The sequence below is a fragment of the Pontimicrobium sp. IMCC45349 genome, assembly GCF_047219225.1.
Taxonomy (GTDB): Bacteria; Bacteroidota; Bacteroidia; order Flavobacteriales; family Flavobacteriaceae; genus IMCC45349.
The window spans coordinates 1,351,792-1,373,595 of record NZ_CP178208.1 but is presented as its reverse complement, the minus strand read 5'-3'; the positions used below and the strand labels follow the sequence as shown (position 1 = coordinate 1,373,595).

The window sequence follows — 21,804 nt, the reverse complement described above, 5'->3', positions numbered from 1 at the left end:
TTCTTATTAATCTTGCCACTCAGCTATAAATAAGTTAGTGTCGTGACCACCACCATTATTTCTATTAGAAGAGAAGATTAATTTTTTTCCATCGTTTGAAAATACAGGAAACGCATCAAAAGTTTCACCATGAGTAACACGTTTTAAGTTTTTCCCATCTAAGTCAATCATGTATAAGTTAAAAGGAAAACCTCTTTCTGCTTCAAAGTTTGAAGAGAATAACACCTTTTCTCCACTAGGGTGAAAAAACGGACTCCAATTGGCATTTCCTAAGTTAGTTAATTGCCTTAAATCACTACCATCAGCATTACAAATGTATAGTTCCATTTCGGTTGGTTGTACCAATCCTTCTGCTAATAAATCTTGATATTCTTTTATCTCTTCTTCAGTTTTTGGTCTTGATGAACGGAAAATTAATTTTGTACCATCTGGTGAGAAAAAAGCACCTCCATCATAACCTAATTGGTTGGTGATTTGTTTTACATCACTACCATCAATATTCATTGTAAACAACTCTAAATCGCCTGTTCTCATTGATGTAAATACAATTTTATCTCCTTTAGGCGATACTGTTGCTTCAGCATCATAACCTGGTTCAGTAGTTAATTGAGCTGTAATATTACCTTCTAAATCTGCTATAAAAATATCGTAACTAGGATAGATAGGCCACACATATTTACCTTCTCTACGTAAAGGCGCAGGAGGACACTCATCACCACCTAAATGTGTAGAACCATAAACAAAACTTTTATTGTCTGGTAAAAAGTAAGCACAGGTAGTTCTTCCTAAACCAGTGCTTATCATTGGAGGTATTTTGTCTTTAAAAGTTTCATCAGCATTCATTAAAAACATTTGATCGCATCCAACATTCCAAGCTTTATTGTTTGATTGAAATATTAATTGCTTATCATCAAAACTCCAGTAAGCTTCAGCATTATCACCACCAAACGTAATTTGCTTTATAGATTTAAAGTGTGTTTCCTCAGGGTAAATTAATGAGTCAACCCATTTTGTAGCACTTGTTTTTGCATCTACAGATTCTTTTTTATCATTTTTACATGATGTGATTAATGCTAATAATACAAAGAGAGAGAAGATGTTGGTTTTCATAATTGTAAGAGTATAAATAAATGGCAATTATTACCTAATTTTGTTTCAAATGTAAAATTTATATCATGAAAAAAATATTACTACTACTTTTTTTTGCATCAATTTGGTCATGTAAGCAAGAGCACAAACCTGAAAACACAATAAAAGACGATGTTCTTTTTTTAGCAGACGATAAGTTAGAAGGTCGAGGCACAGGAACCGAAGGTGAGAAAAAAGCAGCAGATTATATAGCGAGCCGTTTTAAAGATTTAGGGCTAGAAGGAAAGGGAACTAATGGTTATTTTCAAGATTTTACGTTTACACCAAAAACCGATCCACATGCCGAAGCAAAATTTACTAATGATGCTACAGATAGTACAATTACAGGGCGTAATGTTTTAGGGTTTTTAAACAATAATGCAACACAAACAATTGTAATTGGCGCGCATTATGACCATTTAGGTTATGGTGATGAAGGCTCGTTACATAGAGGTGAGGGGAAAGCTATTCATAATGGCGCAGACGATAATGCAAGTGGTGTTGCTGTTATGTTAAACTTAGCGAGCAAGCTTAAAGAAGCGAATAAAAATAACAACTATTTATTTATGGCTTTTTCTGGAGAGGAAATGGGCTTGTTAGGGTCTAATTATTTTGTGAAAAATGCGACTGTAAAAACAGAAGAAATTAACTATATGCTAAACATGGATATGGTAGGGCGTTTAAAAGCAGATAGCACATTAGCAGTTTATGGAACAGGAACGTCTCCATTTTTTAAGCAAGTAGTAACGTCTAGTAACGATAAGTTTAAAATTGTTGAGCACGAATCTGGAGTAGGACCTTCAGACCACACGTCTTTTTACTTAAATGATATTCCTGTATTACATTTTTTTACAGGACAACATGAAGATTACCATAAACCAGGTGACGATGCAGATAAGTTAAACTATGAAGGAATGGAATTAATTTCAAAGTACATTTTTGATATTATTACCGATTTAGATGATAATGGTGAGTTAGCCTTTAAAAAGACTAAAAATGAAAGCGATGATGTACCTCGTTTTAAAGTAACTTTAGGTGTGGTGCCTGATTACTTGTTTGATGGTGAAGGAATGCGTATTGATGGTGTAAGCGAAGAAAAACCAGCACAAAAGGCAGGTTTAATAAAAGGAGATATTGTAATTCAGTTAGGAGAACATGAAGTAAAAGATATGATGGGTTATATGAAAGCCTTATCTAAGTTTGAAAAAGGTAATACTACCATAGTAAAAGTAAAGCGAGGAGACGAAGTTGTAGAAGCTGAGGTTACATTTTAAGACTTATTAGAAGAATAGCAAAAGCCACTCAATTCTGAGTGGCTTTTTAGTTTTATAGACGATAATTTTTTTGAGATAGTATTAGCTGTTAGCTTCTTGTTTAAACTCCATTACTTGTCCATCTTCTGGAATTGAAGTTTTTTCTAATAAACCTTCTTTTTCTAAAATAAATTTTAATTGTGAACGAGTTGTTGGACAGTGATTAACCGCTTCCATATGATTTGCAATAGCTTTATATGGTGTGTTTTTAATAAACTTTACAATATCTTCTACAGTCATTAACAATGGTTTAAAAATATCGAACTGTGCCGAACCTGCTGCCACAACACTAATTTCTGGTTTATATTGTGTTAACACTTTATCTAATGCATTAGTATATACAGTATCACTACTTAAATATACTGATGGTTCATTTGGTAATTCAATATAAAATCCCATTACATTTCCCGCAGGCTTTGCTACAAATCCGTAACCATGTTGAGCTGGTATTCCTTCTATTTTTCCTCCTAAAAATTCAGTTCGTTTCCAATAATTAACTGCTTGTACCACATTTAATCCTCTTTTCTTTAATTCTTTCTCATCTTTGATACTACAAGTTATAGGAATATTTTTTTCTTTTAAAAATGCTTCTGCATCTTTATCTAAATGATCTGGGTGTAAATGCGTAATTAAACAGAGAGTTACTCTTTCTAATATAGGTTTGCAATTTTCTGGTAATTCAACTATTGGATTTCTTTTTGGTTTAAATCTAAAAAATGTAAATGGTGGCATTGTCCCTCTCTTACCTATCATTGGGTCTACTAATATGACATCATTTTGAGTCTCGATAGTCATTGTAGCATTTCTAAAGTGTTGTATCTTCATAATATTATTATTCTAAAAGACAAAATTAGAGTGTCAACTTTCCAATTCCATTGATTAGAATCAAGAAATACGTTTGCGAATTCTACTTAAGGTTTCGGGAGTAATATTTAGATAAGAAGCTATATGATATTGAGGAATAGTTTGTAACCAATTTGGTTTGTAAATAAGGAGTTCACTATACAATTCTTCGGATGATTTAGTGATTCTGTTATACTCGAATAATTCTTTTTGTTTTAATAGTTTTTGAAAAGATAAATCAATGAATGATTTTCCACATTCATACTTTTTTAAAATTTTTCTGAACGAATACTTATCAATAACCAACAACTCAATATTGGTTAAAGCTTCTTGGTATTTTCTTGTTTTCGAATCATTAATAAACGAAGATAAATCAGTAATGAATTGTGGTTTTGTATAAAAATTGATGTTTGTTTCCTTTTCAGCAGATGCATAATATTCTCGAACAACCCCTTTATTTAAAAAGCGTAATTGCTGTTCTTCAGTATTTGCCGCAAGTATTTGGGTGTTTTTTTTGAGTTGTTTTGTACTGAATAAATCTAATAGTTCTTTTAATCCTTCTTTATTCAAAGGATATTCGGTTTCAAAAAATGATGATATTTTGCTTATATCTAGACTCATTCGGCTTGTTATTAAACGAAATTAGCAGTTTTATTTAATAAAATCAAGTCGTTAATACGCTATTACAGCATACCTAAACCAGCAAGTGTTGTGGTAAGAGCTACAATAATCCAAACGATAGATACTAGCCAATACGCATTAGGTTCGTACTGTCTGTAAATAGGACGATGTGTCCAAGTAACACCATAATACAAATCGTATAATACCCAGAGAAGCAATCCTATTCCTATGTAAAACCAGATATTCATAATATTATAATTGTTGTATGTAAAAGAATGCTTCAGAACCATCAGAACACATAGCTTTGCCATCTTCGGTAGAAATAACAATACCATTATTATCTGTAATGCGTTTTAAAGTTTTAGAAAGGTCTTTGACGCCAAAAATACAAGTCCAATATTCATACTTTCCTTTAGTGTAATAATCCAGTTCTTTAATAGCTGCTATTTTTTTGGAAGAGATGTTGCAATACACATCGTAAGTATAACTATTTGCCTTTTTGAAGCTCCAGTTGAATAAACTCTTATAAAATGGAAGTACCTTATCAAAATCGGAGATATGAAGTTCATTAAAGATAAGTGTATCAACTTTATTTTGAGTTCTGCTATTAAGCCAATTGCCTTCGTAAACGGTAAATCCAGCACCTAGCGTATCTCTAATTAAAGCAATACCACCAATAGGATTATTTGTATCTACAAGCTCAATGATTGCACCTAGGTTTCGCGCTTTTTCAACGGTTTCTACAACACTATCTACTTGAATGTAAGACATCCAAAACGAAGGCATGTTCATGTCTTTAAACTTCTGTGGTGTTTCATACAACCCAACCACTTCTTTATAACCTTTGTATGCAGTAAAATAACCTTGATATTCGCTGTATTTCCAGCCAAAAACAGCTTCGTAAAATGACTTTGTATTTTGTGGGTTGTAGCTAGATAAATCTGCCCAAACAAATGTATTCTCTTTCATAATTATTTATTTTGAAGGTGACCAATCTGGTGGTTTAATGAATAACAATAGCTTGTTTTTAAAACCTTTTATGTCTTTAAATCGTTTGTAGAACCTTGTTAATCCATGGAAAAATACTTTTATAGGATTCACACTATTTAAAGGTTCTGAAATGCCATAACGAACGGTTTCTATTTCGGGTTCAAACGTACCAAGCATACGATCCCAAATAATAAGGATTCCAGCATAGTTTTTATCCCAATACTGTCTATTAGAACCATGATGTACACGATGATGTGATGGTGTATTAAAGATGTATTCTATAGGTTTTGGTAGCTTACCAATGATTTCGGTATGTAACAATGTTTGGAATACTTGCACACAGATTTCGGCTGCTAAAACCAATAAAGGATCAAAACCTAGCATTACTATTGGCAATGAAAATAGTATTGGAAATACAGCATCTAATGGACCAAAACGATAGGCTACAGACATATTAAAATGCTCCGAACTGTGATGAACCGTATGTGTTGCCCAACCAATACCTATGCGATGCATCATTCTGTGATCCCAATAATAAGCAAAGTCTGCTAATAAAATGGCTCCAAAAATAGTAGCGATATTTAGAGGTAAATGCTCTAAACTCATATTGTGGTGTACCCAAAAATAGAGTTTGGTAATGGCTAATAAACCTAAAATATATTCGATAACGATAAAGGCGCCAAAAGTAATGACATTAGCAATAGAGTCTAAAATAATGTCTTTTCCTAATCGCTTTACAATTGCATATCTAATGATTTCGATAAAAAAGAATGGAATAATAATGTAAACTAAACTCAAATCGTTGAAAATATAAAACCAATAATCAACCGTTTCTGAAAAGTAAACTTTAAGATCAAGAAAATGAGTTGTTGCATGAACACTACCAGCAATTAATGCAACAATAAGTAAGCTGTATGTAAATAATTTTGTGTTACTCATAATAATTAAAATGAAGTGTTACGTTTCCAAATTTCCTTATATGGCGAGCTATCAACTGTCATTAAGGCTTCTAATGTATCGTTGTTTTTTAGAGTAAAAATGACATTGTAATACGAACCATCAGGTAAGTACATTTTACCATTAATGTATTTTCCATCTTTAAATTCAACATCAGATAAGAAATAATCTTCTTCTTTATCGTTGCCTTTGTATTCGGAAGTTCCGTCATTGTAATAATGTACTTTTCCGTAAAATTTATCTCTATGTTCTACAATTTCGTAAGTAGCTTGATATGCATCTGTCTTCACATCCCAAACTCCAACAATGTTATCTTTTTGTGCACAAGCACTGAAAGAGAAAGTAATAGTTAGCAGTAAAATAAATTGATATATGTTTTTCATAATTATCGTAGTTTGATGATACAAATGTCTTAAGAATGTTTAAGGTATACTTTGACCTAAGTCAAAATATCAAGATAATTCAATATTGAATAGAGTGCCAAAAAACTCCAGATAACCACCATGCTCCAAAAGAGTTTTGGTGTTTCTTTTTTCTTAACAGCTTCTACAAAATGGATTTCTCCACTTTTAATAACGTGTACTAATCCTATGAGAATAAAGATTGCCCAAAAACAACTCCAGTCAAAATAAATAGCTAGAATTAATAAGGTTAAGGCTAAAAAAGTTTTCCATTTTTTCATTTATATAGACTTTAGTCGTGTGCTTATTTCTTGAAGCCTAATTACTTGCTGAAACACTATAGGTAACATAAAGATACCATTTGAAAACTCCAAAATATAAGTAACGATAGAAAAAATGCTTCCTGCAGTTGCATTAACTGCACTTGCAGATAGGTATAAAGTGAAAATAGCAAGCACAAATAAAATAACCTCAATAATTCCAAAGTTTAATGTTTCTAAATCAGATAGCTTTACCATCCATTTAGAAATGTTTTTAAAATGCCTAACAATACCAATATGTTCGCGTTTTTCTAGGACGGTTATACGGTGTTCTAATTCGTCATTAAGCCCAATATTATAACCGTAAATCTTATTATTACTTAATTTGTAAATAATAAGTATGAGTAAAACGGTTAGTAGGCAAGCTGCAAAAATCCACCAATCAAACAATGCAAGCATAATTAAGGCCCCAACAACACTTATTAGCGAGGTGAATGCTTGAGTGATATCATATTCAAAAAAATCTACCAGTTCTTTTATGAGTGAACTTCGTGCAGCAATAGTAGACACAGAAACTTTATTTTGATTTTGAATGTTTGCAATTTCAGAAGCTACAGATGTATAAATTGAAGTGTAAGCTCTAGTATCGTAATAACGTCTTACAACACCAATACAAAACCCAGCAGCATATAACATACAAAATAACCATAAACCATTATTATTTTTATTTATGAGGTCGTTAATAACAATTCCTAAAACTAAAGGTTGTAAAACCTTAAAAATGTTTTCTATAATCAGCATAGAAAATGTAATGGAAATTTTCCATTTAAAGCGTTTAAAAATAGAGAGTAAGGAATAGTGCGACATGTTCTTTACAATTATGTCGCAAAGAAATGACACAAAACACTGTTTGCATTTGACTTAAATCAAAATAGTAGAGCAGAATTAATAATAGAACTGCTCATAATCAATAAATAATACAGAAAAAGAGTAGATAGCCATAAGTATCCAACTGGCTATAATAACCCAATATAATATTGGGTTTTGCTTTTTATCAATAGGTTCAATAAAATAAGTTATGCCTGAGAAAATATCAGGAATAACCCAAAACAGGAATAAGACTCCCCAAGCCCATTCCCAATTCATAAACATAGCAATATACATAAGTATAAGCGCTATTATAGTACGCCATTTAATGTTTGAAAGCGTCATATTTAATATTGTCAGCTAATTATAGTCTAATTCCAAAGCGTTTAAGCATTTTCTTTTCCATAGCCCAGAAAAATGCATGTTGCCCAAAAATCCATCCAAAAGTTACAAGAAAAATTTGGTATAAAATAAAGCTTAGTATAATAAAAAGTGGGTAATATATAAATCCGTTAAGATTGTCTAAAGTAATTCCTATTGCTTTTAATAAAGGTCTTCCTACAGCTATAGATGTAGATCCTGTAATTGAAAACACTAATAAAATAACTACTAATTGTAAAGGGTGTTTAAGGTTCCAACGATCCATTAATTTTTTCATAGACTTTAATTTTTCAGCAAAAATAAAATACTTCTTGTATTGACCATTTGATGTATATCAAAAATTAAAAATTGAGAATCTATGTTGATTTTGACATAGGTCAAAAATACTCCTAAACTACCAATATACATTTGCTCTAAAGATTTTAACTATGAAAAAGAGCAGTGTTTTAATCATATTATCGATGTTGTTTTCTTGCAGTAATGATGATGCAGAACAGTTGTATGGCACATGGCGTGTTGATAGTAAATTTTATAAAGCCAAGTATGAAATTTTAGAAGTTGAAAATAAGGTAAAAGCTAAAATAAAGTATTACAATGATGATACTACAGTAATTAAAGAAGATGCAGTAAATCCTCGCTACATTTTAAACAATCTATTACAAAAGGAAAATGTTTTTGTTGATGCAGTTTCAGGAGCAACGACATCTAATGAATATATAACCGAAATTAAACCAAAACACAAAGACACCTTAGAAGTGATTACACATTTAATGAACAAACCTCTTAAAGAATTATGGATACGAATAAATTAACAATTAAAGATATGAGAAAGAACATCACCTACTTTTTTAGCATTTTGATGACGCTTTTCGCGTTACAAAGTTGCTCTACAGACGATATTAGAAATATTGCTGGACCCTCTGGAGGAACTACAAATCCAAATCCTCCATTATCAACCGAAGTAAATCCAATAGACATAAATACTGATGGTTTTGACTTTTTAGAAAAAATGGAAGGACAATGGGTTGGAACAAATAGAGTAATTGCCGATGATTATGAGTGGTTTACTTTCGATTATAGGGCCAATTCCCCTTCTTCTGTTCATGGTATTTTTGATGGTGGTTCTATGGGAAACCTGCTTACAACATTTTTTGTTACCGACTTTAAAGGTAAACGCACAATAATGGCAAGAAATGGTGGTGTGTTAAGCGGCATTTATCGTATAAGCTACTTTGTAATGGATGAGATAGAGGAGAATGAAAATGGAAAGTATTTCCGTTTTGTGGATGCTAAAGGAGGCGCAAATACAATGTTTATGGAGCTTAGATTCAAACAAGATAGTCTTTACTTTAATGCATATACAAGTAGATTGGGTTTACAAGCTCCAGCATCAAGGCATATGACTTTTAAAGGAAAAAGAAACGACATAGAGCTAGCTCAAACTGCAGCTCAAGAAGTTGGATTTCCTCAAAATGTTCCTGCTTGGGATTTCTCGGAAGGCTTTATGGAAGACTATTTATATGTAAATCCTGGAGATACCGAAGCAAAATCAGCGTCTTTCTTAGCGCAGTCTGAAACAAACGATGTTTATAATCTTTCATTCGAATCTGGAGACCCTTGGCGTTTTGACCAACAACCACATCTAGGTGTGTTAAATGTAGATATTGAACGCAATGAAATGATTCAGGATAAAAACCTAATCGTTATGCTTTCTAAAGAACCTTTAGTAGATGAGTATGGTTACTTTGTATCAAACCTTGATGCTTTCAATTCTATTTTACAGATTTCAGACTTATCTTCTGGAGAATCCGAATACTTATACACGTATCAACATCCTGGAAATTACAATGTATGTGTTGTAGCAGATATGAATGGTGATGGATTTATCACGCAAGGAGATTATACACACCCTAATCAAACAGTCACAATTACTCCTGAAGGACAACACGAAATATCAATAACCAATATAACTGTTGAAAACTAAAAATATGAAACATAAAACAATAAATACTGTACTTGCTATATCAGCATTGTTATTGACACAAAGTTGTACAACTGCAATTATTGACGAAGGAGATATAGATGGATTACCTCCAATTACTAGAACAGTTACGTATCAATCTGATGTTGGTAACATTATGTTTAACAATTGTATTACGTGTCATGGTGGAGCAGCGCCAAGCGATGGATTAGATTTGTCTAATTATCAAAACACCAAATCGGCAGCTGAACAAAGAAACTTAATTCAACGAATGAACAGTGTTACCAATCCAATGCCTCCTCAAGGGTTACTGTCGCCAGAGATACGTCAAATTATGGATAAATGGATTGAAGATGGACTTTTGGAACAATAAAAAATAGCACATTATGAAGCATAAATCAATAGTAGTGTTATTGTTGTTTGTTACAACAACAATAACTGCGCAATCTAAATATTTCACTAAATCTGGACACACTGCTTTTAAAGCATCAGTTGAAGCTTTTGAAGCTGTAGAAGCAAAAAACAAAAGTACAACAGCAGTTTTAAATACCGAAACAGGAGCTATAGCTGCATTACTTTTTGTGAAAGCGTTTCATTTTGAAATTGCTTTAATGGAAGAGCATTTCAATGAAAACTACATGGATTCCGATAAGTTTCCCAAGGTAACTTTTAAAGGAAACATTGAAAGCTTTAATGTAGATGAGTTATCATCAACAGCAAAGGAATTCATAATTAATGGCACTTTAAATATTAGAGGTATTGATAAAGAAGTTGAGGTAAAGACAATGTTGTCAAAAAACGATAAAGGCGCCATTATATTAAACGGAAGCTTTAGTGTAAACCCTCAAGATTTTGACATCAAAATTCCAAAGATTGTAAGAAAAAAAATAGCTGAAACTATAAATATTGAATTGAATTATGAGCTTGTCCAAAAAAAGTAAAATTTTATTAGTTGTAATTGTTTTTGTTGGAGCAGGCTTATTTGTTGCTCAAAAAATAATTTACAAACCTCATAAAACCATCAATGATATTGAAGTTGCTTTTTCAGGAACTTCTAAAGAGTTTATTGAAAATCACCTCTCTAATAATGCTAACTCTTGGCAAGATAAAGTAGTAGAACTTTCAGGTATAATTTCATCTATAGAAGAAAAAGGCATAGTGCTTAATAGTAAAATCTATTGTCAGTTAGAAGGAGAAAAAAATATAAACACTTTAAAAGAAGGCACAATAGCAAAGATAAAAGGGAGAGTCATAGGTTATGACGATTTATTAGAAGAATTAAAAATAGATAAAGCCATTATTATTGGCAATAAACAGTAAAACTAATGAAACAAAACATTATATATATTCTAGTTTTTTGTCTAGGAATAAGTGCTTATGCACAAGACGATCTACTAAACGAGTTAGAAACAGAAGCTACAGAAGAGGTTTTTGAACAACCAGCTTTTAAAGCAATGAAAATAGGAAACCTACAATCCACAAAAGTGGCTGAAAAAGGAGATTTATATTTATATGTGTCACATAGATTTGGGTCCTTAGAAGATGGTTTATCTACATTTTTTGGCTTTGATAATGCCAACACAAAAATTCAATTAGTGTATGGTGTATTAAAAAATATGCAAATAGGAGTGAGTAGAGAGTCTTTAAGAAAAACCTATGGCATGTCTTTAAAATACAAGCTAAAAGGACAGACCAATGATTTTCCATTTAGCCTTGTTGCTTATGGAACAGCAAATATTAATAGTGAAATAAGAAAAGATAGATATCCTTTCTTAAAATCAGGTGACCGAATGAGTTATGCTACACAGTTACTTGTTTCAAGACGTGTGTCAAATAATCTTTCTTTAGAATTAGCACCAACATTTGTTAGGCAAAATTTGGTTTTAGAACCATTTCAAAAACACAACCAAATAGCTTTAGGAGCAGGAGGACGCATGAAAGTGAGTAAGCGTATGTCAATTAATTTAGATTATGTCTATAATTTTAGCAGGCATGAAGATTCTATTTATAAAAATCCACTAACAATAGGCTTAGACATAGAAACAGGAGGACATGTATTTCAACTGTTATTTACGAACGCACAATCTACTAACGAACCAGGATTTATAAGTAATGCAGAAGGCGATTGGACTAAAGGTGATGTGTTTTTTGGTTTTAACGTGGTAAGAGTATTCTAAATAGCAATTATTTAGTTTTTGATTGATTTGGTTTAAAATTCCTGCTTAGCGGCAGGAATTTTATTTTCCTCGAATTCTACTTAATGTTTCTTGAGATATTCCCAACATAGAGGCAATATAACCAAGGTTTGCTCTTTGAATAATAGAAGGAAAGGCTTCTATTAATAAGTTATACTTCTCTTTAGCTGTTAAGAAATAATAACCTTTATAAAAATCATCAATCATAGCCATTTGTTCTTCCACTATTAGTCTACCAAATCGCTCTAATTCTGGGTGTTTTATATAAAGACTTTGCCATTGATCATAAGTTAATGAAATTAAAGTAGCTGCTTCTATAGTTTCACAATACTCAGTAGCAGGCTTTTTTAACAAATAGCTAGACCAAGATGTAAACAACATATTATCAGGATATATCCAATGAGTTACATCTTTTCCTTTTTGGTAAAAAAAGATGCGAATTGTACCTTTTGATAAAAAATACGTGCGTTTACATGTTTTTCCTTCTTTTAGTAAAGTATGCCCTTTAGGCACTTCTTCCAATAAAGCTACTTGTGTAATATCCTGTTCTGCAGCTTCAGAAAGTTCAACATATTGTTTTATGTAATCAATAAATGTTTTCATTCATTTGCAAAATAAATAAAAATGTAACTTTGCCACACAATATTATGGTAAAAATAGACAACATAGAACTTCCAGATTTTCCATTGCTTTTAGCGCCAATGGAAGATGTTAGCGATCCACCTTTTAGAGCCTTATGTAAAGAGCAAGGTGCAGATGTAGTATATACTGAGTTTATTTCTAGTGAAGGCTTAATACGTGATGCTGCAAAAAGCACAATGAAGCTAGATATTTATGAAAAGGAACGTCCTGTAGGTATTCAAATTTTTGGAGCTAATCTAGATAGTATGCTACAAACTGTAGATATTGTTGAGAAGTCTAAACCAGATATTATCGATATCAACTTTGGTTGCCCTGTTAAAAAAGTAGTGAGTAAAGGCGCAGGAGCTGGTATTTTAAAAGATATTGACCTTATGGTTAAGCTTACTGCAGAAATGGTAAAACGCACACATTTACCAATAACCGTTAAAACACGTTTGGGTTGGGATCATGATTCTATAAGAATTGTTGAGGTGGCTGAACGTTTGCAAGATGTAGGTTGTAAGGCTATTTCTATTCATGGTCGTACTCGTGCACAAATGTATAAAGGGAATGCAGATTGGAAACCTATTGCCGAAGTAAAAAATAACCAGAGAATGCATATTCCTGTATTTGGTAATGGCGATGTAGATTCTCCAGAACGTGCTATGGAAATGCGTGATAGTTACGGTTTAGATGGTTGTATGATTGGACGTGCGACTATTGGAAACCCTTGGTTTTTTAAACAAGTAAAGCACTTTTTTGAAACAGGAGAACATTTAGCACCTATTACAATGGCAGAACGTTTGGAAGCTGCACGTCGTCATTTACAAATGGCAATAGATTGGAAGGGTGAAACTTTAGGTGTTTTAGAAACACGAAGACATTATACAAACTATTTTAAAGGTATTCCACATTTTAAGGAATACAGAACCAAAATGGTAACAAGCGATGATGCTAAAGATGTATTTGCGGCTTTTGATGAGGTAGAAGAAAACTTCTCAAACCATCAGTTTACTTTATAAGCTTACTATTAATTCTGCTAGAAGCAATTTTTGAGGCTATGATTCCTAACACAGAAATGGTAGCAAAAACTACTAAAAAGTTTATAGGTTTAATAGTTACAGGATAAGCTAAAGATGGTGTTATCATTATTTTTAATGACTCAGGACCATATAGCTGAAATGCTACTAGAGCAAATCCCAAAACAATACCTATAACACCTCCTAAAACACTCATTAAGCTTCCTTGGTAAAAGAAAATACGCTTAACCTCAGTTAAGGTAGCACCTAAGTTATACAGTGTTGCAATGTTTTTTTGCTTGTCAAGAATCATCATGATAATTGAGCCAATTACATTAAATAGCGCTATAATTAATATAAGTGTAAATATTAAGTAGACAGCTAGATTTTCGGTGTTTAACATTTTATATAAGGCATCATTTAACTGAAAACGATTCTTAATAATTACGCTATCTCCAAATAGCGATGTAACCTCTTGTTTAGTTTGTTCTATATCTGCATTTGGACTTAAAATCAACTCAATAGCACTAACTGTATCATCATTGTAGTTAAAAAGATATTTAGCGTTATCAAAGGTGGTATAAACTATAGAATTGTCTAACTCTTCGTTGATTTGAAACACACCAACATTAGCAACTTTAAGTGTGTTAAAAGCACCTTTAATTGATGAAATTTGTCCTTTTCCTGGTTTAGGCGCATAAATTTTTATGGGTTTTGCAAAATCGAAAATACCAAAGGAGAGTTCGTTTGTAATTCCCCAACCAGAAACTATTTGTGGTGCTTCAGACTCTAGCCATTGTCCTTGAATAAGAATAGAATCTATAGTTGAAGTTGCATAATTTTCATCAACACCTTTTAAAGTAACACCTAAATGTTTGTCTTCACAATTTAAAATAACGCGATCTTCAATTATTTTTGAATAAGAGGCAATACCATCAATGTTGTTTAGCTGTTTTTGTAGATTTTCATTAAAGTTAAACGATTTATTTTTTGCTGGTAATACTTTTAAATCTGGGTCAACAAATGATGAAAATTGAAGGCTAAAATCCTTTAATCCAGCAAACCCAGAAAGGACTATAAATAATGACGCAGAACCTACTATAACACCAAAAGCAGCAATTATAGTAATAAAATTTATAGCATTGTTTTTGCTCTTAGAGAACAAATAACGTTTAGCTATATAAAATGAAAAATTCAATTATGATTTCTTTCTTTTGTCTAGTAAGTCTGGATTGTCTATTGGGTTGTCCAGTCCTTTTAAAGAACGATCAATTTGGTCAATATATTCTAATGAGTCGTCAATATAAAAGCTTAATTGTGGCATTCTGCGTAATTGATGCTTTGTACGTTGCGCTATTTCATGCTTGATTAATGATGCGTTAGACTGTATACCTTCTAACAGTTCTTCTCCTTTATCAATAGGGAAAATACTTAAATAAACTTTAGCAATAGATAAGTCAACAGTAACATTTACTTTAGTTACCGAAATTATCACACCACGCATTCCTCCTTGAGAAGCAGCATTTTGCAACACATCTACCAAGTCGCGTTGTAAAACAGAAGCTATCTTTTTTTGTCTATTACTTTCCATGGTGCAAAAATAACATATTTCTATTGAAATACTTTAAAAGGTTACGCTTTTAGATTAAATTTGTAGTATGATGAAAAAAATTGAGCATATTGGAATTGCTGTAAAGGATATTGAAGCATCCAATGAAGTATTTAATAAGTTATTTGGAGAGCCACATTATAAAACCGAAGCTGTAGAGAGTGAAGGTGTAAAAACATCTTTTTTTCAAGTAGGTCCAAATAAAATTGAGTTGTTAGAAGCTACCAAAGAGGATAGCCCAATTGCTAAATTCATTGCAAAAAAGGGAGAAGGAATTCATCATATTGCTTTTGATGTTGAAGATATTGAAAGCGAAATAAAAAGATTAAAGGACGAAGGCTTTATTGTACTTAACGAAACACCAAAAAAAGGTGCTGATAATAAGTTAGTTGCTTTTTTACACCCAAAAACAACCAATGGTGTACTTATAGAGTTATGCCAAGAGATTGCTAATAAAGAATAAATTTCTTTTGTAATATTAAAATAAGTAGTAATATTGCACCCAATTTGGTCCCATAGCTCAGCTGGTTAGAGCACCTGACTCATAATCAGGGGGTCCTTGGTTCGAGCCCAAGTGGGACCACCTTTAAAAGCCTTACAGAAATGTGAGGCTTTTTTTCTTCTACAGGTTTAATAATAAACAATTTGATGCGAACTTAAAGACACTCTGAATGGTTACTCTAACTATTTTAGTTTTTGAGTTGAATTAAGCCTATTTAAAGGTTGGGTTTAAAATATGTTTTAGATTAAAGATTTTATAACAAACAAATAAGATAAAACACCCCATAGAATTAGAACAAAAAGTCTAATCCAAAAATCGCTAAAATTATAAGATAGCTTTTTCTCTTCATTTTGTGTAGGAGAGAAAAATGAAAGAAATTGATTTATAAAAAGAATTACTAGTAATTTCCCCCAGAAACCTGTATCATTTAGGTATTCTGCTAAAAAAGTTTTGTCTAGATGAATTATTTTATAAAAGAAATGAGCTAAAATAATTAAAAATATGGCTAATAAATAAATTCTCTGAATTCTTGAGTACCTCTTTTGTTTTTCTTCTTTTTTCTTTTTTTCGTTAGAGATTTTCTTTTTTATAGAAGGAACATAAGTTAAGTTAAGATTAACAATATTATTTGCATTTAAAATAAAAATGTCCCCAGGTACTTTAATTCTATTTCTAGATTTAGTTGGTTTTGTATTTGATTCTTTTGAAGCTTCTTTATCTTTTACTTCTAGTCCATTTTCATCTAGGATTTTTTCTTTCTTTTTATAGCGATAAGTATCAATTAAGTAAACTTTATCTAATTGAGTAATATCATCACTTTTTAAATCATAATCCACTACGTAACCTGTATAAAGCTCTTTTCTGTCATCACTAGCTCTAACTAGAATATCAGCATAAGTTAGTAATGTATCTTGAATTAAACCTTTATTATTCATAAAAGACACATTGTGAGCCTCTTCAAATTTTTTCATATTTAATACTTCTCCACTAAATATGTAATACCATTGATTTTTAAATCTGAAAAGTTTATATTTTTTATCCCATTTTCTAATTCTTATTGTTCTACTTGAAATCCAACCTAAAAAAGAAGAAAAACCAAATACAAATAGAGAATATAGAAAAAACGTAATTATATGATTATTTATAAATTCTTTGGTAGCCTCCTCCGTTCCATTAGAACCATCTGACGCAATATCTCTAAAAATAGTAAAGACTTCTAAAAAACTCGAATCGAAACCTAAAGATAAATTATAGATAATAAATGAAATTAGTTGTATAATAATTCCAGGTATTATGCTAAAAAACATTGAATGTAAGACAGGATCTTTAGTATTAAATTGCTTAGAGAATTCTCCATAGAAAAAGAATCTTCTGAATAAAATACCGGGAATTACAATTGTAATAAAAAAGGCTATGAAACCTAGAGTAAGATTCATAGCATAAGATTAAAGGATTGATTCTAGTTTAGTTTCATTCCATTTACCATTATCATGGTAATCATCAACAGCTTCTCTAATTTTCTCAGCGGCATTGGGATCTTCTTTAATAGCTTTTAAAGCATCATCTGAAATAACTGTAGTTTCAGTATCGGAATTAATAGATTTTAAGGCTTGATAAGCAATTGCTACTAATGAAACTAATCCTAGTATCCCTAAAATGTTATCTAAAGTGCCTTTATTGTTTCCCATGTTTATTATAAGTGCTGTATTGCGAAATTATTTATTTTATTAACGATAAAAAAGAGTTTTAGTATATATTTATTATAAATGTAAGCAACAATTATACCTTATTTATTGTGAACTGCAAAATCTTTAACTTTTTGATACAATTACTGTTAACTGAGGGTAATCAATTTACTATAAATCTAATAGATTTGCAATTGAATTAAAAGAGCTTATAGTTTAGGTATTAAGGTTTTATTAAAACTAAAAAAAGCTTCAAAACGAAATTGTAAGAAAAGTTAATGTTAAAAATATATAAAACTGTCACAAAAAATAATTTTGAGATTTTGTACACGTATTTATTTTTGTAGATTTAACAATTCACAAACTCGTTTAATCTCCCAAAACAAGTAGGTGTTGGTTCAATATAATAAATCAAATAAAGAACACTTTGAATATTAATTTTACGAGAATTATTAGTTTCCTACCTATTAAGAGGAATGCCTTAATTTTTTCATTAGTACTAATAGTTGCCGTCTATTTTACAAAAATTGAGTTTTTTGAAGAAGAGACTATTATTGCACTTTACCTTAAATTATTTGCTTGGTTATTAGGTGTTTTTGTTGCTATTATTATAGGTGTTGGTTTTGTATATACGCTTGTATGCTTTTTACATTTTATAATTAACAGAAAAAGAATAACACCTAAAATTAATATTGGACTCGATGGTAGTATTAAAGGAGAAGCAGGTCAAGTACCAATCATGATCTCTTTACCTAAGGCTTTATTACCATTGTTAGGATATATTAAAGTAAGAATAGAGTTTAAAAATGGAAGTCTTTCAGATACCATTGTACTTAATAAATACTCAAAAGGGTTTGAAAAATTATTACCTAAAGAAGGTGCTTCTTTAATATGGTTACCAGACAGAAAACAATATCACGTTAAAGGGTTTGTAATTAGTTTTATTGACTATTTACAATTTTTTAAGTTCACCACTTATAAAAAATCTACAAGCTCATTTTATTTGCATTCAGCAGAAGTAGATGTGCCTTTAAATGAAATTAATCCTTCAAAAACCAAAGAAGAAGTAGAAAAAGTAAAGACTACTAGAAAAGTACAAGGAGACTTTTTAAACTATAAAGATTTTGAAGCTGGTGATGATGTACGAAGAATTGTGTGGAAAATTTTTGCTAAAAACAGAGAATTGGTTATTCGAATTCCAGAGATTATGAATCCTTATGCATCTCATGTTAATTTTCACACAAGCTTTTATAATCTAATATCTAAAGATTTATCTTCAGCGTACGCAACAAGTATGCTTAATTACTATAAAGACATTGTTTATAATGTTTGTTTAAGTATAAAGAAAACAGATAAAAAAGTAGCGTTTAATATAGACCAAGCAGTTAATGAATTTGTAACGGTTAATGAAAAAGATCGTGTGGGCTTTTTGTTAAGTTCGGCTAGTTGGCAAAATAATTTTTCGGTTAATGACTTAAAATCTGCAGGAGAATCTGTAATATGTGTATCTACATTAATTAGTGCCGAGGAGTTATCTACTTTAATAGAAAAAAGAGCATCAAACATTATTATAGTTAAGGTCTCTCGTCATTTAGACAATCTAAATTTATTTAGTATCAAAAACCTATTTTTAAGGAAAGATCAAAAAAGTGAACTTAGTAAACTTAGGTGGATTTTATCCAATGCTAGAAGAAAAGTAAAAAGAAACGAAAAAGAAATTGAGGCACTAGTGTCTAACACTAATTTTACAGGGCAAATCATATGAAAAATGTAGACTATAAAGAACTGGCACTTGGGTTGATTTTTTTGATTTTACCTACGATACTTATCATGTATCCTTTACTGGATTTCTTGTCAGAATATTATGCGCTGTTATTCATTAATAAACACCTTTTAGTTGGTGTTTTTGCCATAGGAATTATTACAGCGTATTTATTACACAAAACTAAAATTAGGTTCTTAATTATATTTGGATTACTCGTTTTAGTAGTGAATATTGTTTACAATTCTATAAGCGCAACCTCTTTTAATGAGTTTGATGCTTATTATGTAGCCAATAGGTTTAAAATAAACACATTCATTTTTGTATTTGGATGGTTTTCGGGATTTGCTATCTCAAAATGGCGCTATTATTTAATAGTGTTTTCAATACTCTTAACAACTGTATCAGTCATTCTTATTTCAGATTTAGAAATGTCCAATGTAAATGAAATGATATGGTTAATAGCACCTACTGTATTGTATTTGTTTTATGGACTGTTTGTTAAAGAACTGCTTAAGACTATTAAAAAACAGAAGAAAACAAACTACTTAATGGTAGTTGGAAGAATTTTACTGTTTTCGTTATTGGCGCTTTTCTTGTTTTGGACAACGGTTCAGCTTTTAGATTCTAAGTTAGATAATATTCAAAATGAAATTTCTAAAGCACAAGGTGACGATGAAGAAGATAAAGATGGTGAAGGAGATGAAGATAGTGATGACAACGATTCTGACGATGGTGGAGGTGGCTCAAAAACTAAATTTAATTTAGATGATTATACTGGACTTCGAGACCAATTAAACGTGTCTGAAGAACTTCTTTTTTGTGCTAATATTGATAATTTTATAAACGAAACAACGCCGAATCCTCAGTATATTACTTTATACCATTTAAATCAATACAATCCAGTATTAGAGCAGTTTGAAGTTGATCCAGACAGTATCGTTAAGGATTTGTTTTTGCCAAATCCAACCACAATACCTCAGTATTTTAGTCAGCAAAACGATTCCGTTTTAGTTTACGATAAAATGGAGCGTTCTAAAAAGCAAGTGAAAAGTACGATGTACATTGCTAATCTTGACCCAGAGGTTTTTGTAGCACCAAGTACAGCTTATGCATGTCAACCTATTTCAATAGAAGAAGAGTTTAAAGAGGAATACAAATTTGCATATAATGTTTACTCTGAAGTATCAGAACTTAACAGCGCCTACTTTGTATATAACACACCTAATCAAGCTATAATTGATTATCAAGAAAAACGTTATCGTACTTTAAGAAAAGCCAAAAACTATGATGGAGAGAGTGAGCGTTTTATGGATTATTATACAGAAATGCCTGAAGGTGATTTGTATAAGAGAATAGGGAAGTTAGCAGATAGCCTTACGCAAGGAGACAAAACAGCTATTGACAAAATATTAAGTATTAGAAACTATTTCTTGTCTGAAAAAGAGGATGGTAAACCGTTATTTGTATATACGTTAACACCAGGAAAACCGTCTGACCCTAACATTCCAAATGCAAGTATGTTAGAGGAGTTTTTGTTTAATACGCAAAAAGGATATTGCACCTATTATGCAACATCATCTCTATTTATGTTGAGATCATTAGGAATTCCAACAAGGGTTGCAGTTGGGTTTATGACAGTAGACAGAAGTTTTAAAACTCCAGGTTGGTATTGGTTTTATGGAGATCAAGGACATGCATGGACTCAGGTTTATATACCAGAATATGGATGGTTAGATTTTGATATGACTGTTAGTAACCAAGAAGGAGAACAAGCACCACAACCAGATCCAACACCTCCAGTACCACCTACAAAAGAAACCTTTGTTGGTAAGGGAGTCGTAACTGTTGTTGATACTATTAGTAAGCGTATGGAATTACGAGTAGATCAAATGGTTGTAAACGATAATGGTATTTCGCTTGATAGCACTAATATCGTTGACATGAAGTTTGATGTTAACCAAGCTAAAGTTTATGCTGGCGAAGCAACAATTCCTCTACATAAAGTAAAACTTGGAGACACAGCAGTCATGGTGTCGTTTGATTATAAATTAGCAAGAATAAGAAAGAAGCGAGCCTCAGAAACAATAGAAAACTATATAAAACGTTTTCCTGATCCTGTAACTATTATGGAAGTGCATGTTCCAGCAATAGAAGAAGAACAATTAAGTGAAACTAAGGAAGAAGAGGAAGAAAGTGTTGTTAAAACTATAACCGATTGGTCTATATACATAATTATAGTTTTACTACTTGGGTTACTAATATTGTTGCTTTCGCCAATATGTTACTATTGGTGGTTGTCTAATAAAACAAAAAACAATAACTCCATAGTTGACCTGTCCGAAATAAATTATAAAAAGGCACATTTTGTGCTTAATCAAATGGGAATTCCAAGAGGTTACCAAACGCCTATGGTGTATGCAAGAGATACTGTAGACCCTAAGTTTGGAACTAATTTTGAAGCATTTATTAAAGTGTATCAAAAGTTAAAATACAGTAAGACTGAGCTCACTAGTGATGAAGAAGCAATAGTTAAAAACTTTCATTCAGATTTTAATCAAAAGGTATTATCTAAATACAGTAAATCGCAAAAGTTTTTCAATTTCATAAAACCAAACAAATGGATTCACTACATGTTGAATCTTAACCTAAAAAAATAACATAGAATT

Annotated in this window: 27 protein-coding genes and 1 tRNA gene; 12 read left to right on the top strand and 16 right to left on the bottom strand. The window is 31.3% G+C overall.

The window, feature by feature from the left end; translation table 11 throughout:
* Positions 1 to 6 precede the first annotated feature (6 nt).
* Positions 7 to 1,110 carry a TolB family protein gene (locus ACLII3_RS06430; RefSeq protein ID WP_412987396.1) on the bottom strand — a complete coding sequence of 368 codons (1,104 nt, stop codon included), beginning with the start codon at positions 1,108 to 1,110 and terminating at the stop codon, positions 7 to 9.
* Positions 1,111 to 1,175: 65 nt separating this feature from the next.
* On the opposite strand from ACLII3_RS06430, the gene ACLII3_RS06425 reads away from it, so the two are divergent.
* Positions 1,176 to 2,402: a M20/M25/M40 family metallo-hydrolase gene (locus tag ACLII3_RS06425; RefSeq protein ID WP_412987395.1), complete on the top strand. Its 1,227-nt coding sequence runs from the start codon at positions 1,176 to 1,178 to the stop codon at positions 2,400 to 2,402.
* Positions 2,403 to 2,483: 81 nt separating this feature from the next.
* Here ACLII3_RS06425 and ACLII3_RS06420 read toward each other — a convergent pair whose 3' ends face one another.
* From ACLII3_RS06420 to ACLII3_RS06375, 10 genes are all read right to left on the bottom strand, one after another.
* Positions 2,484 to 3,266 (bottom strand): MBL fold metallo-hydrolase, encoded by a 783-nt coding sequence (locus ACLII3_RS06420; RefSeq protein ID WP_412987393.1) that lies wholly within the window; start codon positions 3,264 to 3,266, stop codon positions 2,484 to 2,486.
* 60 nt (positions 3,267 to 3,326) lie between these two features.
* A complete protein-coding gene (locus ACLII3_RS06415; protein ID WP_412987392.1) occupies positions 3,327 to 3,905 on the bottom strand; it encodes a Crp/Fnr family transcriptional regulator in 579 nt (192 codons plus the stop codon).
* Between the two features lie 62 nt (positions 3,906 to 3,967).
* Positions 3,968 to 4,153: a hypothetical protein gene (locus ACLII3_RS06410; RefSeq protein WP_412987390.1), complete on the bottom strand. Its 186-nt coding sequence runs from the start codon at positions 4,151 to 4,153 to the stop codon at positions 3,968 to 3,970.
* A 4-nt stretch (positions 4,154 to 4,157) separates the two neighbouring features.
* A complete protein-coding gene (locus ACLII3_RS06405; protein ID WP_412987389.1) occupies positions 4,158 to 4,874 on the bottom strand; it encodes a VOC family protein in 717 nt (238 codons plus the stop codon).
* Positions 4,875 to 4,880: 6 nt separating this feature from the next.
* Positions 4,881 to 5,834: a sterol desaturase family protein gene (locus tag ACLII3_RS06400; protein ID WP_412987388.1), complete on the bottom strand. Its 954-nt coding sequence runs from the start codon at positions 5,832 to 5,834 to the stop codon at positions 4,881 to 4,883.
* A gap of 5 nt (positions 5,835 to 5,839) precedes the next feature.
* Positions 5,840 to 6,235, bottom strand: a complete 396-nt coding sequence (locus ACLII3_RS06395; protein WP_412987387.1) for a hypothetical protein — start codon at positions 6,233 to 6,235, stop codon at positions 5,840 to 5,842.
* Positions 6,236 to 6,291: 56 nt separating this feature from the next.
* A complete protein-coding gene (locus tag ACLII3_RS06390; RefSeq protein ID WP_412987385.1) occupies positions 6,292 to 6,534 on the bottom strand; it encodes a hypothetical protein in 243 nt (80 codons plus the stop codon).
* The gene (locus ACLII3_RS06385) at positions 6,535 to 7,380 is read right to left on the bottom strand and encodes an ABC transporter six-transmembrane domain-containing protein (protein WP_412987384.1); all 846 of its coding nucleotides are present in this window, start codon (positions 7,378 to 7,380) and stop codon (positions 6,535 to 6,537) included.
* Between the two features lie 78 nt (positions 7,381 to 7,458).
* Positions 7,459 to 7,725: a hypothetical protein gene (locus ACLII3_RS06380; RefSeq protein ID WP_412987382.1), complete on the bottom strand. Its 267-nt coding sequence runs from the start codon at positions 7,723 to 7,725 to the stop codon at positions 7,459 to 7,461.
* 19 nt (positions 7,726 to 7,744) lie between these two features.
* A complete protein-coding gene (locus ACLII3_RS06375; RefSeq protein WP_412987381.1) occupies positions 7,745 to 8,038 on the bottom strand; it encodes a DUF6787 family protein in 294 nt (97 codons plus the stop codon).
* A 151-nt stretch (positions 8,039 to 8,189) separates the two neighbouring features.
* Here ACLII3_RS06375 and ACLII3_RS06370 point away from each other — a divergent pair, with 151 nt between their 5' ends.
* The 6 genes from ACLII3_RS06370 to ACLII3_RS06345 are packed head-to-tail and all read left to right on the top strand — an operon-like array spanning position 8,190 to position 11,919.
* On the top strand, positions 8,190 to 8,573 hold the full coding sequence (locus ACLII3_RS06370) for a hypothetical protein (RefSeq protein ID WP_412987380.1): 384 nt from the start codon (positions 8,190 to 8,192) through the stop codon (positions 8,571 to 8,573).
* A gap of 11 nt (positions 8,574 to 8,584) precedes the next feature.
* Complete coding sequence (locus ACLII3_RS06365) at positions 8,585 to 9,745, top strand: hypothetical protein (protein ID WP_412987378.1); 1,161 nt, start codon at positions 8,585 to 8,587, stop codon at positions 9,743 to 9,745.
* A gap of 4 nt (positions 9,746 to 9,749) precedes the next feature.
* A complete protein-coding gene (locus tag ACLII3_RS06360; RefSeq protein WP_412987376.1) occupies positions 9,750 to 10,115 on the top strand; it encodes a hypothetical protein in 366 nt (121 codons plus the stop codon).
* A 13-nt stretch (positions 10,116 to 10,128) separates the two neighbouring features.
* Positions 10,129 to 10,683: a YceI family protein gene (locus ACLII3_RS06355; protein ID WP_412987375.1), complete on the top strand. Its 555-nt coding sequence runs from the start codon at positions 10,129 to 10,131 to the stop codon at positions 10,681 to 10,683.
* Positions 10,661 to 11,062 (top strand): hypothetical protein, encoded by a 402-nt coding sequence (locus tag ACLII3_RS06350; RefSeq protein WP_412987373.1) that lies wholly within the window; start codon positions 10,661 to 10,663, stop codon positions 11,060 to 11,062. Before ACLII3_RS06355 ends, ACLII3_RS06350 begins: the two co-directional genes overlap by 23 nt.
* A gap of 5 nt (positions 11,063 to 11,067) precedes the next feature.
* Entirely contained in the window at positions 11,068 to 11,919 is an 852-nt protein-coding gene (locus ACLII3_RS06345) for a DUF5777 family beta-barrel protein (protein ID WP_412987371.1), read from the top strand.
* A 60-nt stretch (positions 11,920 to 11,979) separates the two neighbouring features.
* On the opposite strand, the gene ACLII3_RS06340 is transcribed toward ACLII3_RS06345, so the two are convergent.
* Positions 11,980 to 12,540, bottom strand: a complete 561-nt coding sequence (locus ACLII3_RS06340; protein WP_412987369.1) for a Crp/Fnr family transcriptional regulator — start codon at positions 12,538 to 12,540, stop codon at positions 11,980 to 11,982.
* Between the two features lie 44 nt (positions 12,541 to 12,584).
* Between ACLII3_RS06340 and dusB the strand changes: the two genes are divergently transcribed.
* Positions 12,585 to 13,580: a tRNA dihydrouridine synthase DusB gene (gene dusB / locus ACLII3_RS06335; RefSeq protein WP_412987899.1), complete on the top strand. Its 996-nt coding sequence runs from the start codon at positions 12,585 to 12,587 to the stop codon at positions 13,578 to 13,580.
* On the opposite strand, the gene ACLII3_RS06330 is transcribed toward dusB, so the two are convergent.
* Both ACLII3_RS06330 and rbfA read right to left on the bottom strand, forming a co-directional pair.
* On the bottom strand, positions 13,570 to 14,775 hold the full coding sequence (locus tag ACLII3_RS06330) for an ABC transporter permease (protein ID WP_412987368.1): 1,206 nt from the start codon (positions 14,773 to 14,775) through the stop codon (positions 13,570 to 13,572). The genes dusB and ACLII3_RS06330 overlap by 11 nt on opposite strands.
* Positions 14,776 to 15,168, bottom strand: coding sequence for a 30S ribosome-binding factor RbfA (rbfA, locus tag ACLII3_RS06325; RefSeq protein WP_412987366.1), 393 nt, complete (start codon positions 15,166 to 15,168; stop codon positions 14,776 to 14,778).
* A 70-nt stretch (positions 15,169 to 15,238) separates the two neighbouring features.
* On the opposite strand from rbfA, the gene mce reads away from it, so the two are divergent.
* Both mce and ACLII3_RS06315 read left to right on the top strand, forming a co-directional pair.
* Complete coding sequence (gene mce / locus ACLII3_RS06320) at positions 15,239 to 15,649, top strand: methylmalonyl-CoA epimerase (protein ID WP_412987898.1); 411 nt, start codon at positions 15,239 to 15,241, stop codon at positions 15,647 to 15,649.
* Between the two features lie 46 nt (positions 15,650 to 15,695).
* A tRNA-Ile gene (locus ACLII3_RS06315) sits at positions 15,696 to 15,769 on the top strand.
* 158 nt (positions 15,770 to 15,927) lie between these two features.
* Here ACLII3_RS06315 and ACLII3_RS06310 read toward each other — a convergent pair.
* Together ACLII3_RS06310 and ACLII3_RS06305 are read right to left on the bottom strand one after the other, a co-directional pair.
* Positions 15,928 to 17,124 (bottom strand): hypothetical protein, encoded by a 1,197-nt coding sequence (locus ACLII3_RS06310; RefSeq protein ID WP_412987364.1) that lies wholly within the window; start codon positions 17,122 to 17,124, stop codon positions 15,928 to 15,930.
* A 9-nt stretch (positions 17,125 to 17,133) separates the two neighbouring features.
* Positions 17,134 to 17,376, bottom strand: coding sequence for a hypothetical protein (locus ACLII3_RS06305; RefSeq protein WP_412987362.1), 243 nt, complete (start codon positions 17,374 to 17,376; stop codon positions 17,134 to 17,136).
* 424 nt (positions 17,377 to 17,800) lie between these two features.
* Here ACLII3_RS06305 and ACLII3_RS06300 point away from each other — a divergent pair, with 424 nt between their 5' ends.
* Both ACLII3_RS06300 and ACLII3_RS06295 read left to right on the top strand, forming a co-directional pair.
* Entirely contained in the window at positions 17,801 to 19,138 is a 1,338-nt protein-coding gene (locus ACLII3_RS06300) for a DUF58 domain-containing protein (RefSeq protein ID WP_412987360.1), read from the top strand.
* Complete coding sequence (locus tag ACLII3_RS06295; protein WP_412987358.1) at positions 19,135 to 21,795, top strand: transglutaminase domain-containing protein; 2,661 nt, start codon at positions 19,135 to 19,137, stop codon at positions 21,793 to 21,795. The genes ACLII3_RS06300 and ACLII3_RS06295 overlap by 4 nt, the downstream gene beginning before the upstream one ends.
* The last annotated feature ends 9 nt before the right edge of the window (positions 21,796 to 21,804 follow it).

Bases quoted from the DNA above. Each gene is read 5' to 3' on its own strand.
- ACLII3_RS06295 (WP_412987358.1), top strand. From the start codon at position 19,135: ATGAAAAATGTAGACTATAAAGAACTGGCACTTGGGTTGATTTTTTTG.
- ACLII3_RS06405 (WP_412987389.1), bottom strand. From the start codon at position 4,874: ATGAAAGAGAATACATTTGTTTGGGCAGATTTATCTAGCTACAACCCA.
- ACLII3_RS06355 (WP_412987375.1), top strand. From the start codon at position 10,129: ATGAAGCATAAATCAATAGTAGTGTTATTGTTGTTTGTTACAACAACA.
- ACLII3_RS06305 (WP_412987362.1), bottom strand. From the start codon at position 17,376: ATGGGAAACAATAAAGGCACTTTAGATAACATTTTAGGGATACTAGGA.
- ACLII3_RS06365 (WP_412987378.1), top strand. From the start codon at position 8,585: ATGAGAAAGAACATCACCTACTTTTTTAGCATTTTGATGACGCTTTTC.
- rbfA (WP_412987366.1), bottom strand. From the start codon at position 15,168: ATGGAAAGTAATAGACAAAAAAAGATAGCTTCTGTTTTACAACGCGAC.
- ACLII3_RS06430 (WP_412987396.1), bottom strand. From the start codon at position 1,110: ATGAAAACCAACATCTTCTCTCTCTTTGTATTATTAGCATTAATCACA.
- ACLII3_RS06400 (WP_412987388.1), bottom strand. From the start codon at position 5,834: ATGAGTAACACAAAATTATTTACATACAGCTTACTTATTGTTGCATTA.
- ACLII3_RS06395 (WP_412987387.1), bottom strand. From the start codon at position 6,235: ATGAAAAACATATATCAATTTATTTTACTGCTAACTATTACTTTCTCT.
- ACLII3_RS06425 (WP_412987395.1), top strand. From the start codon at position 1,176: ATGAAAAAAATATTACTACTACTTTTTTTTGCATCAATTTGGTCATGT.
- ACLII3_RS06390 (WP_412987385.1), bottom strand. From the start codon at position 6,534: ATGAAAAAATGGAAAACTTTTTTAGCCTTAACCTTATTAATTCTAGCT.
- ACLII3_RS06340 (WP_412987369.1), bottom strand. From the start codon at position 12,540: ATGAAAACATTTATTGATTACATAAAACAATATGTTGAACTTTCTGAA.
- ACLII3_RS06360 (WP_412987376.1), top strand. From the start codon at position 9,750: ATGAAACATAAAACAATAAATACTGTACTTGCTATATCAGCATTGTTA.
- mce (WP_412987898.1), top strand. From the start codon at position 15,239: ATGAAAAAAATTGAGCATATTGGAATTGCTGTAAAGGATATTGAAGCA.
- ACLII3_RS06310 (WP_412987364.1), bottom strand. From the start codon at position 17,124: ATGAATCTTACTCTAGGTTTCATAGCCTTTTTTATTACAATTGTAATT.
- ACLII3_RS06410 (WP_412987390.1), bottom strand. From the start codon at position 4,153: ATGAATATCTGGTTTTACATAGGAATAGGATTGCTTCTCTGGGTATTA.
- ACLII3_RS06420 (WP_412987393.1), bottom strand. From the start codon at position 3,266: ATGAAGATACAACACTTTAGAAATGCTACAATGACTATCGAGACTCAA.
- ACLII3_RS06345 (WP_412987371.1), top strand. From the start codon at position 11,068: ATGAAACAAAACATTATATATATTCTAGTTTTTTGTCTAGGAATAAGT.
- ACLII3_RS06370 (WP_412987380.1), top strand. From the start codon at position 8,190: ATGAAAAAGAGCAGTGTTTTAATCATATTATCGATGTTGTTTTCTTGC.
- ACLII3_RS06385 (WP_412987384.1), bottom strand. From the start codon at position 7,380: ATGTCGCACTATTCCTTACTCTCTATTTTTAAACGCTTTAAATGGAAA.
- ACLII3_RS06380 (WP_412987382.1), bottom strand. From the start codon at position 7,725: ATGACGCTTTCAAACATTAAATGGCGTACTATAATAGCGCTTATACTT.
- ACLII3_RS06375 (WP_412987381.1), bottom strand. From the start codon at position 8,038: ATGAAAAAATTAATGGATCGTTGGAACCTTAAACACCCTTTACAATTA.
- ACLII3_RS06415 (WP_412987392.1), bottom strand. From the start codon at position 3,905: ATGAGTCTAGATATAAGCAAAATATCATCATTTTTTGAAACCGAATAT.
- ACLII3_RS06350 (WP_412987373.1), top strand. From the start codon at position 10,661: ATGAGCTTGTCCAAAAAAAGTAAAATTTTATTAGTTGTAATTGTTTTT.
- dusB (WP_412987899.1), top strand. From the start codon at position 12,585: ATGGTAAAAATAGACAACATAGAACTTCCAGATTTTCCATTGCTTTTA.